Annotated in this window: 14 protein-coding genes; 11 read left to right on the top strand and 3 right to left on the bottom strand. The window is 45.8% G+C overall.

All coding sequences use genetic code 11. From position 1 onward, the window contains the following. Positions 1–3: 3 nt before the first annotated feature. The 5 genes from ACNI23_RS16830 to ACNI23_RS16810 all read left to right on the top strand — a co-directional run bounded on the left by ACNI23_RS16830 (position 4) and on the right by ACNI23_RS16810 (position 6,020). Positions 4–1,347, top strand: a complete 1,344-nt coding sequence (locus ACNI23_RS16830; RefSeq protein WP_420250437.1) for a sigma-54-dependent transcriptional regulator — start codon at positions 4–6, stop codon at positions 1,345–1,347. A 169-nt stretch (positions 1,348–1,516) separates the two neighbouring features. Then, complete coding sequence (locus tag ACNI23_RS16825; protein WP_420250436.1) at positions 1,517–2,059, top strand: peroxiredoxin family protein; 543 nt, start codon at positions 1,517–1,519, stop codon at positions 2,057–2,059. An 11-nt stretch (positions 2,060–2,070) separates the two neighbouring features. Then, positions 2,071–2,658 carry a peroxiredoxin gene (locus ACNI23_RS16820; RefSeq protein ID WP_420250435.1) on the top strand — a complete coding sequence of 196 codons (588 nt, stop codon included), beginning with the start codon at positions 2,071–2,073 and terminating at the stop codon, positions 2,656–2,658. Positions 2,659–3,169: 511 nt separating this feature from the next. Further along, positions 3,170–4,351, top strand: coding sequence for an iron-containing alcohol dehydrogenase (locus ACNI23_RS16815; RefSeq protein ID WP_420250434.1), 1,182 nt, complete (start codon positions 3,170–3,172; stop codon positions 4,349–4,351). A 499-nt stretch (positions 4,352–4,850) separates the two neighbouring features. After that, the gene (locus ACNI23_RS16810) at positions 4,851–6,020 is read left to right on the top strand and encodes an ATP-grasp domain-containing protein (RefSeq protein ID WP_420250433.1); all 1,170 of its coding nucleotides are present in this window, start codon (positions 4,851–4,853) and stop codon (positions 6,018–6,020) included. Between the two features lie 45 nt (positions 6,021–6,065). Here the strand turns inward: ACNI23_RS16810 and ACNI23_RS16805 are convergent, their stop codons facing one another. Next, positions 6,066–6,596 carry a hypothetical protein gene (locus tag ACNI23_RS16805; RefSeq protein ID WP_420250432.1) on the bottom strand — a complete coding sequence of 177 codons (531 nt, stop codon included), beginning with the start codon at positions 6,594–6,596 and terminating at the stop codon, positions 6,066–6,068. A gap of 72 nt (positions 6,597–6,668) precedes the next feature. Next, positions 6,669–7,163 carry a hypothetical protein gene (locus ACNI23_RS16800; protein WP_420250431.1) on the bottom strand — a complete coding sequence of 165 codons (495 nt, stop codon included), beginning with the start codon at positions 7,161–7,163 and terminating at the stop codon, positions 6,669–6,671. 186 nt (positions 7,164–7,349) lie between these two features. Between ACNI23_RS16800 and ACNI23_RS16795 the strand changes: the two genes are divergently transcribed. After that, positions 7,350–7,643, top strand: a complete 294-nt coding sequence (locus tag ACNI23_RS16795; RefSeq protein WP_012765873.1) for a hypothetical protein — start codon at positions 7,350–7,352, stop codon at positions 7,641–7,643. A 98-nt stretch (positions 7,644–7,741) separates the two neighbouring features. Here ACNI23_RS16795 and ACNI23_RS16790 read toward each other — a convergent pair whose 3' ends face one another. Further along, entirely contained in the window at positions 7,742–8,689 is a 948-nt protein-coding gene (locus ACNI23_RS16790) for a hypothetical protein (protein ID WP_420250429.1), read from the bottom strand. Between the two features lie 90 nt (positions 8,690–8,779). Here ACNI23_RS16790 and ACNI23_RS16785 point away from each other — a divergent pair, with 90 nt between their 5' ends. From ACNI23_RS16785 to ACNI23_RS16765, 5 genes are all read left to right on the top strand, one after another. Continuing rightward, positions 8,780–9,607, top strand: coding sequence for a hypothetical protein (locus tag ACNI23_RS16785; RefSeq protein ID WP_420250427.1), 828 nt, complete (start codon positions 8,780–8,782; stop codon positions 9,605–9,607). A 405-nt stretch (positions 9,608–10,012) separates the two neighbouring features. Continuing rightward, positions 10,013–11,482, top strand: a complete 1,470-nt coding sequence (locus ACNI23_RS16780; protein ID WP_420250425.1) for an FkbM family methyltransferase — start codon at positions 10,013–10,015, stop codon at positions 11,480–11,482. 9 nt (positions 11,483–11,491) lie between these two features. Continuing rightward, positions 11,492–12,259 carry an exodeoxyribonuclease III gene (locus tag ACNI23_RS16775; protein ID WP_420250423.1) on the top strand — a complete coding sequence of 256 codons (768 nt, stop codon included), beginning with the start codon at positions 11,492–11,494 and terminating at the stop codon, positions 12,257–12,259. A 218-nt stretch (positions 12,260–12,477) separates the two neighbouring features. Beyond that, positions 12,478–14,631 (top strand): methyl-accepting chemotaxis protein, encoded by a 2,154-nt coding sequence (locus ACNI23_RS16770; protein WP_420250421.1) that lies wholly within the window; start codon positions 12,478–12,480, stop codon positions 14,629–14,631. Between the two features lie 193 nt (positions 14,632–14,824). Beyond that, entirely contained in the window at positions 14,825–15,223 is a 399-nt protein-coding gene (locus ACNI23_RS16765; protein ID WP_420250420.1) for a hypothetical protein, read from the top strand. Positions 15,224–15,577: the final 354 nt, after the last annotated feature.

Raw genomic sequence — 15,577 nt, 5'->3', positions numbered from 1 at the left:
GAGATGGCTGAATCATATAAAGTTCTTGTGGTAGACGACGAAGAATCAATACTAAAACTGCTAAGCAAGGAACTGTCCAGCCCGGAGCGCATTGTCCAGACTGCAAACTGCGCTAAAACGGCCCGGGAAATGGTCCGCAAGGAACGTTACGAAGTAATTGTCTCCGATATCCGCCTTCCGGATGGGGACGGACTTGAACTGCTCACCGAGTTCAAAGATATGGAACCGGATGTGGAAGTGATCCTGATCACCGGACATGGTAATATCGACAACGCTGTTGAAGCTATTCGCATCGGTGCCTACGATTACATTACCAAGCCCTTCCGCCTTGACCGGGTTGAATTGGTTGTTGACCGTGCATGGCAACGGGTTTGCCTGACCCGTGAAAACCGCAGCTACCGCCACTCACAGCAATGCGAGACGGCCAGTTCACAGCTCATCGGCAGCTCCAGTCCCATCAAACAGATCCGCCATCTTATTAATAAGGTAGCGCCCACCAATGTGCCGGTACTGATCACCGGGGAATCCGGGGCAGGTAAAGATGTGGTAGCCCATGCCATCCATTGCGCCAGCCAGCGCTCGGCTAAACCCATGATCGTTAAGAACTGCGCCACATTGCAAAAAGAACTTTCGCGCAGTGAACTTTTCGGCCACACCAAAGGCTCCTTCACCGGAGCTACGGAAAACTGCGACGGGCTGATGACCTTTGCCCATACCGGGACTCTCTTTCTCGATGAGATCGGGGAGCTGCCCATGGAAGTGCAGGCTTCCCTGTTGCGTGTGCTCGAATCCCATACCTTCCGCAGGGTCGGAGAAAAGGACGAACGCACTGTTGATATCCGCTTCCTTTTCGCCACCAACCGCAACCTCGCCAAAGAAGTTGAGGAAGGTAGATTTCATGAAGCACTCTTCCATCGCATCAACGTATTCAACATCAGCCTGCCGGAACTTAAAGACCGGCGCGAAGATGTTCCGCTGCTCATCGACTTTTTCATCAACAAACTCGGCTTCCAGATGGGACAAGGCGAATATACAATCAGCGAAAGAGCCATGCAATGCATGCTTTCCTACCACTGGCCCGGGAACGTCCGCGAGCTCAGGAACGTTCTGGAACGCAGCATCATCCTTGCCGATAACAACACAATTACCTGCTCCTGCCTGCCCAAGGAAATAGCCGACCAGCCCGAACGCGAAGGCGAAGCCGGAATCCTTTCTTTGGAGCGCATGGAGCGAGAGCACATCATCAAGGCCCTCGATTTTTTCAATGGAAATCGCCAAAAGGCGGCTCAGTCTTTGGGAATAGGCAGGAAGACCCTGTACCGCAAGATTGATAAATATAATTTGTAAATTCTGATTTACAATTAATTATGCAAGCCGTTCTGTATTTAACAGGGCGGCTTTTTATATTCAATTCCATACCTCTCAAGTGCCAAACTAACTCCAGCTGTATCAAAGCTGGACTTCCTCCCCGGTTCAGGCAGGATATACTTTCAATAAACTCCCAAGGAGATCTCTAATGCGCAAAATCTGCTTTGTTTTAATAATTGTTACATTGTTTGTAACCTCAATGGCTTACGCCACTCCGATCCAGTCCGGAATGGATTTCCCGGAAATACCTCTTGAAGGAAAGATAACTGAAACTCAAAAACAATATCTTGCCCTCAAAGGCAACGGTCCATGGAAAATCAGCGACATTGATGCTAAATATCTTTTAGTAGAAGTATACAGCATGTACTGCCCGCATTGCCAAAGAGAAGCACCGAACGTAAATACCTTGTTTGAGCGTCTTGAAAAAGCATCAGAAAAGCAGGTTAAGCTAATCGGACTTGCTGCTGGAAACACAGAGTTCGAAATTGACTTTTTCAAAGAGAAATTCAACGTGAAATTCCCAATCTTTGCTGATCCGGAACTCGAGATTCATGATAAAGTAGGCCAGCCCGGAACTCCTCATTTCTTCCTGCTGCAAAATGACGGCGGAAAATTTAAAGTACTGCTCTCCCATGAGGGACCATTTGAATCCGCAGAAAGATTCATGCAAACAATTAACAACAAACTTTAACGGAGCCGGATATGATCAAAACCATTCTGTGCACCCTAGCCTTCCTGCTGCTGGCCCAGGCACCTGTTCAGGCCAAAGTGGCTGAAGAACAAATATACAAACAACATCCACTTAAAGCAGTGGACAGCGTACTAAAAGTTAAAGTCGGAGAGAAAGCCCCGGACTTTACCCTGCCAGCCATTTCCGGCAACAAGGTCAGTCTATCGGACTACCGGGGTAAAAAAAATGTCGTGATCTCATTTGTCCCTGCCGCATTCACTCCGATTTGCTCCGATCAATGGCCGGGATACAATCTCGCCCGCGAACTGTTTGAAATGCACGATGCCGTAGTCATCGGAATATCAGCCGACAACATTCCATCGTTATACGCCTGGACAACGCAAATGAGTGAAGACGGGCTGTGGTTTCCAGTACTTTCTGACTTCTACCCTCATGGAGAAGCAGCAAAAAAATATGGGATACTCAGACCGGAAGGCATTACTGAACGGGCCATCTTCATCATCGATAAAAAAGGAACACTTCGCTACATCGATGTACACGACATTAATAAAAGACCGGACCTCGGCCAGATAATTAAAGCCCTTGAGAAGCTGAATTAGTCCTTACTGTCATTTTAAACTTAAAGCCGCCCTGCAAATGCAGGGCGGCTTTTCTTTTAGCGTTAATGCAAAAAGCTAAAATCATAACAAATAGGAAAGCAATAAACAAAGAAAAACTATTGATTAGCTGATCAACAAAATTAAAAATATAAATTCTAATACAGAAATACTAAAAAGAGACTTTTAGCAACTGCAAATACATGCTAAGAAAAGCACAAGTGCCATCTGACACACAGCCATACATTGCTGGTTCATATTGACACACACTAACTTTATCCCATGTAGTATAACACATTTGTCATTCTTGTTACATTTTTCACATTACTTTTAGCAATACTAGGAGCCAAAATAGATCAGAAATGATTCAGCACAAAAAACGCAGAAACGACGTAACCATCTGTAATAGCAAGACTACCAATTTTGGCACACGTCTTGCCTTATAGAAAGCGTTAATAAGTACACGACAGGCCCAACCTTCAAAAACCTATAAAGCTACAAGGATGGTCTCAAAATGGCAGTACGTGAACAAGTAAATGGTTTTTTCATTCCCAGTGTAACCCTTATCGGTATTGGTGCACACAAAGAAATCCCCGCTCGCATCAAGGCTCTCGGCGGTAAAAAGCCTCTGCTCGTAACTGACAAAGGTATCACCGGCGTTGGTATCACCCAGCAGATCGTTGACATTCTTAAGGCTGAAGGCATGGACTGCGTTGTCTACGATGACACAATTCCCAACCCCACTGACAAAAACGTTGCTGACGGTGTAAAAGCTTATCAGGACAACAAATGTGACTCCCTGATCACCCTCGGTGGCGGTAGCTCCCATGACTGCGGTAAGGGCGTAGGCCTTGTTGTTGCTAACGGTGGAACCATTCACGACTACGAAGGCGTTGACAAATCCACCAACCCCATGCCTCCTTATGTTGCAGTTAACACCACCGCAGGTACTGCTTCTGAAATGACCCGTTTCTGCATCATCACTGATACTTCCCGCAAAGTTAAGATGGCTATCGTTGACTGGCGCGTTACCCCCGGTATCGCTCTTGATGATCCGTTGCTGATGATGGGCATGCCTCCGGCACTGACCGCAGCAACCGGTATGGATGCACTGACCCACTCCGTTGAAGCTTGGGTTTCCACCATCGCTACTCCCATCACTGACGCTTGTGCTGAAAAATCCATCCGCCTGATCAACAAATTCCTGCGCCGCGCAGTTGCTAACGGTCAGGACATCGATGCCCGCGAAGGCATGTGCTACGCCCAGTATCTCGGCGGTATGGCCTTCAACAACGCATCCCTTGGTCACGTACACGCCATGGCTCACCAGCTCGGTGGTTTCTATGACCTGCCTCATGGCGAATGTAACGCTATCCTGCTGCCCCACGTTGAACAGCACAACCTGATCGCTAATGTTGAACGTTTCGCTATCCTCGCTGAATGGCTCGGCGTTGATACCAGCGGCATGGACGAACGCGACGCAGCTGATGCAGCACTCGATGCTATCCGCCAGCTCTCCGCTGACGTTGGTATCCCCGCAGGCCTGAAGGCTCTCGGTGAAAAATACGGCAAGAAGGTTTCCGAAAAGGATATCCCGACTATGACTGCCAACGCACAGAAAGATGCATGTGGTCTCACCAACCCCAGATGCATGACTGACGAAGCTGTTGCAGCAATCTACAAGGCTGCTATGTAAATAGAAAGTTCCATTCGGCCTGTGAGTCTGCAAACCGCAGGCCGAATGTACAAATGTTTTGTCACAGGCATACGGATCATTTTGCATAACAGAGGTCATGGATTGGCAAAGGTTTGAACCGTTTATCCTGTAGACATTCGGCCAAAGGCACGCAGGTGGAGCTGCAAACTCAAAGCCGAACAGACAAAGTATTTACCGAGGGGGACAAGATCCCCCTCAGAATTTTCCCCGCGCAGGCCCGATTACGGTGAAAGCCCGTAATGAAGCATACGGACCAATGCAGAAATTGTTTCAATCTTGTACGGTTCAAACGAACCGTTTACCCCGGCACCTTGGAAACAAATGCAATCGGGCCTGCTCCTTTCCTTCCTTCTTCCATTCTGACACCCTGTCTTTTTAGTTTTCTGTATCTTTGATTGTATTTTTCCTTTCACTATTGTGCTTGGCTGGTATTATCTTTATTAATCCTGCTGAAACCCAGCCCTAAGAGGAAAGCACAATGTTCATTCTGGAAAAACCATATGTATCAGATTTATTAAAAGAGACCTTGGCTAAAATCGGACAGCCCGTACTTGGAAATAAAGTCGCCCACGAAATATTTAAAGGCCGCTCAATTTCACTAAGCACAGAGCGGGAATTCGTTGAAGCATACACTCAGAACAGCAACCAGCCTGTTTACTCAAATTCTGAAAACGCCATCGACTGGATCGACAACAACCTGACCAGCGGCGACCTGTCCCAAAAGATACGCTCATTCAAGGACAAAAGTGCATTCCGCGATATGGTCCGCGATATGTATCCTGATTTCTTTTACCGTACAGTAAAGTTTGAAGAATTGGATTCTGTTAAGCCGGAAGAGCTGCCCATTCCTTGTGTAATAAAGCCATCTGTTGGCTTTTTCAGCCTTGGCGTGCACATGGTGGAATCAATTGAGGGATGGCATCAGGCAGTAGACGCAATTAAAAACGAAGTTGAGCAGATAAAAACCATGTATCCGGCGAAGGTGCTGGAGCTGGACAACTTCATCATTGAGCAATGCATTGAAGGCGAAGAATTTGCTGTTGATGCCTACTTTGATGCAGAAGGCAATCCGGTAATCATTAATATTCTCGGCCACCTTTTTGCCTCCAGTGATGATGTCAGCGACCGCTGCTACATCACCTCCACCGAGATCATCAACAAGCATCATGATGAATTCCTGAACCTGCTTCAGGAGATCGGCAAACGGGCAGAGCTGAAGAATTTCCCCATACATATTGAATTACGCACCGATGGACGCGGCAATCTAGGTGTCATTGAGGTCAACCCCATGCGTTTCGCAGGCTGGTGCGTTACCGATCTGGCCCACTTTGCATACGGCATCAATCCCTATGAATATTTCATGGGCGGACTTAAACCGGATTGGGAGAAAATATCCGGCTGCTGCGATGGCAAAGTCTACGCCATGGTTATCGGTGAGATTGATTCCGCTGTAGACCGTTCGAAAATCAAATCTGTTGATTACGATAGATTCAAATCCAACTTTTCCAAGCCGCTTGAATTAAGAGAGATTGATTACCGCGAATATCCGGTCTTCGCCTTTATCTTCGCAGAAGTTGATGCGGATAATATGGATGAATTGCAGAAGATGCTGCATGCTGATTTTACGCAGTATTTGAATATGGAATAGAGAAAAAAGAAAACCGGCCCGCTTGTGCGGGCCGGTTTATTTAATTTAGAAGGGCTGGCCGTTGTTGATAAGATATCTTTCTGCAGACCAACTATGAGAGCTGCTAACATTCGAAGATTCATAGTGAATGCACGTTGCGACAAGAGCTTTCATTAACTGCGGATCATTAGAAGACCATTCAATCTTGGCGTACCCAAACACATATATTGGGGCGGTATGCCTATTGTACCCTGAGTAGCGCCTCGCTGAATGTGGCGGAATCTCAAAAACATTCTCACCTGTTGTGACCATTTGTGCTGACGCGGATGTTCTTGACCCTGTATATACAGTCCCAAAATGCGAAATATCATCACCTGTGTGATCAAACATTGTGACTTTTACCCGAATTGTCTCATTTGTTATATTAGTTAAAGTAATAGATGGGCGGGCCTGACTACACGCATCCTTATATCTTATGTGCAGAGCCGAAACCACCGCGCTCCCCTGCGGAACAAAAGTCCCCTGCGCAAACACACCGCCGCACATTAAAACAACCATTACTGTAGAAATGAGACCCGTACGAATCATTTTTATCATCTGTTTCTCCTTTGATTATTAAAAAATCCGCACAAGAACAGACTTGTGCGGATAGTTGCTTAACTGTTTAATTTAGAACAATTGACCATTATTAAGAAGGTATTCTCCTCCCAGAGGACCTTCCCAAGAATAACCATTTGTTCTAACTCCTCCGAGCAATGCCCTTCTTGCAACAGTATCGGTTGAAGACCACTCGATTAACGCATAACCGCCAACGTTTTTCTTGGTATTCTTAACCCGAACCCTGACATATCGTGTGCTATGAGCCGGAATATCAAATTCGCTAATACCATTACCTATAACGGCAGTACTGGTTTCTACTTCTATGTACTGTGGAACTTCCGCACCATTATCATTATAAGGGGTAACTCTGCATTTAACATCACTTCCAGTTACATTACTTAATGAGACCATTGTCCAATAATAATATTTTGAGCTTTGCCAGAAGGTCATGTATGGAACCAGCGTACTTCCCTGCGGAACAAAAGTTTCTTGCGCAAATACACCACCGCACATCATAACAACCATTACTGCGGACATGAGGCCCGCACGAATTAATTTCACCATTTGTCTTCTCCTTTGATAATTAAACTAAAAACAAAACTTAACGTTTGATCGGACAATCAGCGTAAGACTTTATGCTTTTTTTGACATATTTAAGTACGCAGAAACAAAGCAGACATTCGCCTTTGACAACCAAAGACATTTACGGCAGGTTTCGGATATTAGATATCAACCCCTCAAGGAGATACCATGAGCGAAACAATCGAAGATTTGACTATACATTATGAAGAAGACGGTCAGGTAATCGTCAAGGAACTGGATAAAGAAGTACTGACCAAAGGCGCATGGACTACCATCATGTTCCGTTACAAGCAGCTGGATCGTAAAAGCGGTGAATACGGCAAGGACATGTACACCATCCGCCGTTTCCGCAAGATGAAAGGTGAATACCGCCCGCAGTCCAAATTCAATATCTCCAGCCCTGATCAGGCTCGCAAGATCATCGATGCCCTTGAAGGCTGGATCAAAGATCTGGAAGATTAAAATATATCAAAAGCATTCCCTCAAGGTAATAAAAAGCTCCGCCCGGACACCGGACGGAGTTTTTTATTATCCAAAAATCACAAAAGAGATAAAACAGACTAATTCACGGTATATGCCCCACCTGATTCAACTTTCTGGACAGTTGAATTGGAAATGGTGAACCAAAGAAATTCACTGAACTTTGTGCCTACCTCATTTTTTTCGCTGTACGTACAACCCACAAGCCAGCCAGCGTCAGTGTAATAACAATCGGTAGCAGACTCCATCTCTAATGTCTCAGGATACATGGAATTCTTACTCAGGTATTCTTTTACTTCAGGATAAAATTTGCGATCTGCCGAAAGCTGCGGCTTAGGTCCGAATTTGGACAGCTCTTTCATAAAAGATTCGTACTGTTGCCGATAGCGCTCATATTTACTTTTATAAAGCTTCTCCCCGGGATTGAGCTGCATCAGTTCTTCATAAATATCCATATTGGCTTTGAAATCTCGCACCGGAAGAGCCTGCGCCTGAGCATACAGCTTTCGCTCCAGTTTTTTACGCAATTTCTTGTCATAACCTTTCAGCTCCTTGCGGTACTTACTGTTTTCCGGGTCAAGATCGGCAAGCTCGCCGTAATACTTAGCCAGATCTGCATAATTCCATTTGGAAGTCCGTTCAATACGCTCCAGCAGATCCTTCTCAGTGGCAAGATGAATCATAGCCCGCAATTCATCATTCATTAACGCTTTATTCTGCTCGGCAACGGTCAGTGCTGTTTCTGAATTTCCGGTCTCAATAAGCTTTTTCATAGTATCAATGACCTTTGCCCGCTGCCCATCCTGTTTTTCTTTCAGGATGCGTTCCTGCTCGACCCTGTTCTGTTCGGCTATACGCGCTTTTTCCTCGGCAATGGACTGCTGCACGGTAAAAATAGCATATGCGGCAACAATAAGGAGTACTCCCCCGGCAATACAGCCCAGCAAAACCTTCTGCGACTTGATAAATTCTTTAATGGTTTCAATATTCATGACAGCAAAGATACGGACAGCGCTTTTAGCCGTCAACAAAACATCCGCCAAAAGACCGTTTTTTTATATTTCTCTCTAAACAATTCTTAAGGTGGGCCGATATGACCATATAGAAGGATAATGGTCATGATAATAAATGGATCAGCACTAAATAATAATTACGGAGCTCCGGCTTTACTGGAAAACGGTTCTCCGCTTTTGGGCGGGAGCCGGACTTCCGGCGTTAGAGCGACGCGCCTGAATACTCCGGCCTCGCCCGTAAATACTGCTGACCAGTTTGCAGAATTGATCGCTCAAAAGACCGTTAATCCAGACAAAACAGGCGAAATCCAGAAGGGTTCCGAGGGAGATGCACAAAATCCCAAGGACCCTTCTGACCTGGCCGGCGCGCTCGCAAATGCAGCCGACTTCATCGAAGGTAAATTCGGCCACGAAGCCGCCACCGCATTCAAAGGTATAGTCATTGCCAACTCCGGAGACCAGATTACCGAGGACTCCCTGAGTAACGGCTTGTTGAAATCCATACAATTTATTGACCGCAACTTCGGTTTTGCCGCCGGGGATCAGGTCATGGGCCATTTCAACTCCAATCTAAACAATGCCATGAATGACTACTTCGAAAACGGTCTGCAGGAACACTTCTTTGCCGCCAGCCCCGGCACGGGAGCACAGCTTACCCTGCAGAACACTTTCGCACAGGTCAGCCAGCAATTCGGTGAAGATACCGCTGAAAGTATCAAAAGCCTGATCGAAGAGGTCCTTGAAGATGAAGGCAAGAGCCTTGATTCCATCAAGAAAGGACTCGACAAAGGTTTATCCGAAGCAGAAAAAAACAATCCCGGCATTACTGAACTTACCGCCCCCCTCGCCGCCGGGGAAATCATGGACAAGATGCAGTCCGGCAGTTCTTTTGCCGCACCTGCTCCCGGTTCCGTACTGAACCTTTCTGTTTAAGGGATACAATTTTAAAAAATAAACTTGGATTTATTTTAGTATCTGCTGAACATTTCCGTCTAAGCCCGACAAACGAACTTCCCCCTTATCCCATTGAAAAACCGGATTCAATCGGTCTTATTTACTATTCAAGAGTTCTTTTTTTTGTTATCGAAGGGATATCCAGTTTAATAAGCACGTAACGGAGGAGTAAGGATATGAGCTTTTTCTGGTTTTTCTTCGGTCTCGCAATGACTATTGCCGCTATTGCCTTTATCAAGGCTGGCAGCAAGGAGGACTAGTCACTGCGACTAACGGGTAAGCCCGTTACCATTTTTTAAAGCCCGCTTTATGCGGGCTTTTTTTATGTCCTGCTTTCAGGTAAATATTCATATAGTAAAAACACTAAATATCATCGGACGAATCGTGAGCAGACAGAAAATCCTCGAACAACTGAAGAAAAACAGCTCAGCATGGCGGATAATTCCAAGTGTCATTAAAAATGATCAAGGTGAGCCTGAATTTGATATGCTGCTGGCAAATGCTGAAATGCAGGACCCCGGCACTGCTTCCCTCAATTTCAGGGAAACCCGCTGCGGAGGATTTGAATACGCTTCACGGGCCTTTTTACACGCTCACCTTAAGCCGGGAGATTTATTCATTGATGTTGGAGCCCATTTCGGCCTCTACACCCTGACTGCAGCAAAAAAATACCCGGGCAGAATAAACGTTCTGGCCATTGAACCGCACCCGGAAAACCTGAAACGTCTGGCTATGTGGTGTGAATTTAATGAATGCGTGCAGAATGTGAAGATTGCCCAATGCGCGGCTTCTTCCAAAAGCGGACAAAGTGAACTGATCCAGAATTCTTCCATGGGACACAGCCTTGTTCCGCAGCCCGGCAATCGCAATCAGGGCAAGCCGATTAGCGTCCGGCTGGAAACAATTGATAATATTGTACGCCAGGCCGGATTCATGGATTCCAAAGAACGTATTTTCCTGAAAATAGACACCGAAGGACATGAACTGGCAACCCTTATGGGTGGTCTGGAACTTTTGAAGACAGGTCGGGTAGCGGCTATAATCTGGGAAAAGGGTCACTTCCATAACTCGGAAAAAGGCATCAAGGAATTCACAGCCATCATGGGCTTGCTGCGCGACATGGGTTATGAATCATACCGCTTCCCCCACGAAGACATGGGCGGACCGCTGGTCCCATACTCCCCCAGCCATGAGCTCTGCAATGTAATCAGCATCGACAGTTCACTGACTCCACAACCTGTCTACGATCAACCCTGGACTGCACATGCGATAATGTCTGCGAGCATGCGCCCTCCGGTTTCTGAAAATTTTATGATCGGCTTCACCGAACAGCTTATCAAGGACAAGAAAACCGACTGCGGCCGCTGGTCACGCTGGGATATGCTCGGTACTGAAGCTGACTTGCGGGCAGGTATGGCAGGCCAACTGGTCCCCGAAAACAGTTCCGTACTTGATGCCGGGGCCGGAATTATGCTCCTGCGGGATTACATACCGGAAAATTGTACCTACACCCCGCTGGATATTGTGGCCCGCAACCGTAATACTATTGTTGCCGACCTCAATCAGCAGCAATTCCCTGAACTGAGCTTTAATATCATCTGCGCCCTGTACCTGCTTGAGTTCATCCACGAACCGCAACTGTTTCTGGATTGGACCTTCAAACACGCAGATAAACTTATCTTAATTTACCACCCGCTTATTCCGGGCCGGGAAGTCGGTAAGCGCAGGTTGGCCGGCTTCTTTAATGATTTCAATATAAACGAATTAAAACTAATGGTTGAAAAAGCAGGCTGGAAGGAAGTCCATATCAGCGACATAACCTTCGGGCAGGTTTGCTTTGAATGTTTAAAATAAGGATAGAAAATGAAAATTTATTCATGGAACGTTAACGGATATCGAGCTGTAATCAAAAAGAATTTTAACGAATGGTTTGAGCAGAGCAACGCAGATGTAGTCATGGTTCAGGAAACCAAAGCCCACCCGGATCAAATACCGGACAAAAACCGTGAGATTGAAGGGTATGAGTCATTCTGGAACTGGTCCAAAGTAAAAAAAGGATATTCCGGTACAGCCTGCTTCACTCGCCAGCCGGTGCTTTCCCACTCATTCGGCCTTACTGATGAAAAATACCAAGGCGAAGGTCGGGTCGTACTTATGGAATACGAACAGTTTTATCTTTTCAACATCTACTACCCCAATGGGCAGATGAGCGATGAACGTCTTGAGTATAAAATGGGCTTTTATGACAGCTTTCTCAAATATGCTGAAGAACTGCGCAAGAAAAAGCCCATTGTAGTCGGTGGAGATTTTAATACAGCACACAAGGAAATTGACCTGAAAAACCCAAAGGCAAACTCGGAGAGATCGGGTTTTCTGCCTATTGAGCGCGCATGGCTGGATAAGTTCATCGAGCATGGATATGTGGACACCTTCCGCATGTTTGATGACAGCCCCGGCAAGTATTCATGGTGGAGCTACCGCTTCAACGCCCGCAAGAACAACGCCGGGTGGCGCATTGATTATTTCTTTGTATCTGAAGAACTGAAAGACAACGTAAAAAATGCTTGGATCGAATCAGATGTCATGGGCTCCGATCACTGCCCCATCGGCATAGAACTGGTCTTTCCTTAAGTAAAGCAGTTAATTTGGGGCCTCATATGGCCCCAATTATCTATTATTAAGAATAGATCTTTTTGAGCCGTTCTTTGTATTAAACATAGCTTCCTTTTTTAAAATATTGTATTGTTGAGACAATTGGGGATGGACACTGTGTGTGGTCATGCACGCTTACAACGTGAAAAGCTGCTAAATGCTCAACTATTCATTGCTTTGAAAGGATGGAGGTTTATATGTTTAAAAACATGCGGATAGGTACCAAGATTGCGCTCAGCATCAGCGCATTGATGATCGTAATCTTTGTGGCATTCACAAGCCTTATTGTCAGTAAAGCCAGAGAATCCTCCATCCAACAAGCCCAAAATCTTGCCGGCGAAATGGCCGGCAGATATGGCAATGAAGTTAAAGGTATCATTGAAAAAGCTCTTGATGCTTCATGGGCCGGTGCTGCGGCCATTCTTAGCATGACCGAATATAAGGAGAATATTCACCGTGATATGGTGGATGATTTCATCAAAAGCCTTACCGAAGTTGACCCCATGTTTTTCGGGACTCAGATAGTCCTGCAGCCCAATGAACTTGATGGACGTGATGCAGAATTTGTCGGTAATGAAAAATACGGTCCTAACGGTGAATACGGACAGTACGGCTGGTACGACGGCGGCACTTGGAAACTTGCTGAAATGCACAAAAACGATCCCAACAACACTCGTGCATGGTATATGATTCCCCGCGACACCAAAAAAGCCGTTCTGACCGAACCATATACGACCACAATTGTACCGGAGATCATGTCTACTGTAAGTGTACCCATTCTCAAAAACGGAAAATTCATAGGTGTAGTCGGTATTGACTTCGTTCTCGGTTCATTTGAAAAAATGGTCAAGGACATCCATCCTATGGAAACCGGATACGCTTTCATCACCTCCAATGAAGGCTACTGCGTTGCCCACCCGGACAAAGATGTTGTTACCAAGAACATCGCTGAAGCTTTCCCGGAAGCAGTCCGCAACGAGATACTGAATGATATCAAAAACGGAAAGACTTATCACAATACGTTGGTATCTCCTAAAGACGGTAAAGAATACTACTATGTTTTCGAACCCGTTGTAATCAGCGGCACAACCACTCCGTGGTCCATCGGGCTGGCTATCCCCACAGATAAAATTTACGCAGAAGCCAACAACTTTTTCAAACTGATCGTTAGCATTTCCGTTCTGGCTATCATCTTGGTAATCGGCGTGGTCCTGTTTATTGCCCGCTCAATATCCAAGCCTATCGGAGTTATGGTTGAAGATGCACAAAGGATTGCAGAAGGCGACTTCGAAACTAAGATGGACCGCAGTCTTTTCGGCGGCGAACTGCTGACCCTGCATGACGCTCTGCGCTCCATGGTGGAGAATCTGGTTAAATTCATTTCCACTGCGGAAGAAAAATCAAAAGAAGCCGAGCAGCAGACGGAAGCAGCCAACGAAGCCCTTGAAGAAGCAAGACTGGCTAAAGAAGCCGCAGAACGAGCCAAGGCTGAAGGTATGCTTCAGGCCGCAAGGGAACTGGAAGGCATTGTAGAACAAATCATTTCCGCATCTGAGGAACTTTCCTCCCAGATTGAAGAATCAGCACGCGGTTCTGAAACTCAGCGCGAACGAACCTCTGAATCAGCCACAGCAATGGAGCAAATGAATGCTTCGGTACTCGAAGTGGCCCAGAATGCATCACAGGCAGCCGAAAGCGCCCTTGATGCCAAGAAAAACGCAGAAGACGGCGGCAGGATTGTAGCCGATGTGGTTTCCTCCATTGATTCAGTCAGCAAGGCATCTTCAAAAATGGTCAGTGGCCTGAATGAGCTCGGCACACAGGCAGAGGGAATCTCGCAGGTAATTACTGTGATCACAGATATTGCCGACCAGACCAACCTGCTGGCGCTGAACGCTGCTATTGAGGCAGCCCGCGCAGGTGAAGCCGGACGCGGATTCGCAGTTGTTGCTGATGAAGTCCGCAAGCTGGCAGAAAAAACCATGCAGGCAACGCAAGAAGTTGAACATGCTGTTCATGCCATTCAGGCTGAAACACGCAGAAATATCGAGGAAATGAATAATGCAGCCAACATGGTTGCCAAGAGCACAGAGTACGCAGGACAAGCCGGCGAAAGCCTCGAAACCATTGTTGAGAATGTAGATTCAACAGCTGATCAGGTTCGCGCCATTGCGACTGCCAGTGAAGAACAGTCTGCAGCAAGTGAACAGATCAACCGCGGCACTGATGAAGTTAATCGTATTGCCATGGATACAGCAGAAGCTATGCACCAATCCATGACCGCAGTATCTGACCTTGCAAGACTTTCTGGAGACCTGCAAAAACTCATTGACGATTTAAAAGATGTCTAAAATCTAATTTATAAAACTAAATCAAAATAATTTTAAAAAAGCCTCTTCAATTGAAGAGGCTTTTTTACTTTTCACGCTCAATACAGAATAATATTTTACACTAAAAAAAGTTACACTAAAGGCGAAATGATGATAAAAATATTCTCGCCTAGATGATTTTATATTTCTCAAACCATCTAATAGAGGAGGAATGATGAAAAAAATTATTTTTACACTGCTTCTTGTTCTCGCTCCTGCTGTTTGTTTTGCAGGACCGATGGAAGATTTTGTTGATGAATGCACTAAAGCAACACAAAATGAAGCTGCATGCTTGAAGATTTACGCAGACGCTATGAGCAGCCACATCTTTGATGGAGCTAACTTTTCGGCCGGGCAAAGATTAAAATGCGGAGCAGGACTTGAGCTGCGTGTTACAGCCCATGCTTGTGAATTTTTGCCTATCGGAGGCGGTCCCTGCGTGGAAGCAGCAAAACGTGCTTGTGCTAAAGCTTGTGGCGCATGTCCGGCTATTGCCAATAGATTTTGCAAATCAGATCTTCCTGTTACTGACATGATTAAACAGATTAAAGACGGAAGAATGGCGTGTAACTAACTATAATAAAAAATATTATTGTCTTTATTTCAAATCAAAAAACTGGTGGAAATGATTCTCCGCCAGTTTTTTTTGATTCAAAACTCACTTTTTTCTTGATATTGATTTTCAAGTTCATTAAGACTGTTTTCAGACAGACACTGCAAACAGGAGATATACCATGACCCAAACAGCCAGCATTTCTTCATTGGACAAAAAAAAGTTTCTTAAAAAAGCATTTAAAGGTTTTTGCGGTCCCAACGAAAAAAGGGTGAAAGAGACAGAGAATCCTCCCTTTCCGGTACCAGACAAAGACAGAGATTAATCCGACCCGACAAAGGCCATGCAGAGCTCGGGTATTCAACAAATTTCCTG

The sequence above is a fragment of the Maridesulfovibrio pacificus (SeqCode) genome, assembly GCF_048612815.1.
In the GTDB taxonomy this organism is placed as follows: Bacteria; Desulfobacterota; Desulfovibrionia; order Desulfovibrionales; family Desulfovibrionaceae; genus Maridesulfovibrio; species Maridesulfovibrio pacificus.
This window is presented reverse-complemented; position numbering and strand designations above follow the sequence as displayed.

Excerpts from the sequence above, each read along its gene's own strand:
- ACNI23_RS16830 (WP_420250437.1), top strand. The coding sequence starts at position 4 with ATGGCTGAATCATATAAAGTTCTTGTGGTAGACGACGAAGAATCAATA.
- ACNI23_RS16825 (WP_420250436.1), top strand. The coding sequence starts at position 1,517 with ATGCGCAAAATCTGCTTTGTTTTAATAATTGTTACATTGTTTGTAACC.
- ACNI23_RS16820 (WP_420250435.1), top strand. The coding sequence starts at position 2,071 with ATGATCAAAACCATTCTGTGCACCCTAGCCTTCCTGCTGCTGGCCCAG.
- ACNI23_RS16815 (WP_420250434.1), top strand. The coding sequence starts at position 3,170 with ATGGCAGTACGTGAACAAGTAAATGGTTTTTTCATTCCCAGTGTAACC.
- ACNI23_RS16810 (WP_420250433.1), top strand. The coding sequence starts at position 4,851 with ATGTTCATTCTGGAAAAACCATATGTATCAGATTTATTAAAAGAGACC.
- ACNI23_RS16805 (WP_420250432.1), bottom strand. The coding sequence starts at position 6,596 with ATGATAAAAATGATTCGTACGGGTCTCATTTCTACAGTAATGGTTGTT.
- ACNI23_RS16800 (WP_420250431.1), bottom strand. The coding sequence starts at position 7,163 with ATGGTGAAATTAATTCGTGCGGGCCTCATGTCCGCAGTAATGGTTGTT.
- ACNI23_RS16795 (WP_012765873.1), top strand. The coding sequence starts at position 7,350 with ATGAGCGAAACAATCGAAGATTTGACTATACATTATGAAGAAGACGGT.
- ACNI23_RS16785 (WP_420250427.1), top strand. The coding sequence starts at position 8,780 with ATGATAATAAATGGATCAGCACTAAATAATAATTACGGAGCTCCGGCT.
- ACNI23_RS16775 (WP_420250423.1), top strand. The coding sequence starts at position 11,492 with ATGAAAATTTATTCATGGAACGTTAACGGATATCGAGCTGTAATCAAA.
- ACNI23_RS16770 (WP_420250421.1), top strand. The coding sequence starts at position 12,478 with ATGTTTAAAAACATGCGGATAGGTACCAAGATTGCGCTCAGCATCAGC.
- ACNI23_RS16765 (WP_420250420.1), top strand. The coding sequence starts at position 14,825 with ATGAAAAAAATTATTTTTACACTGCTTCTTGTTCTCGCTCCTGCTGTT.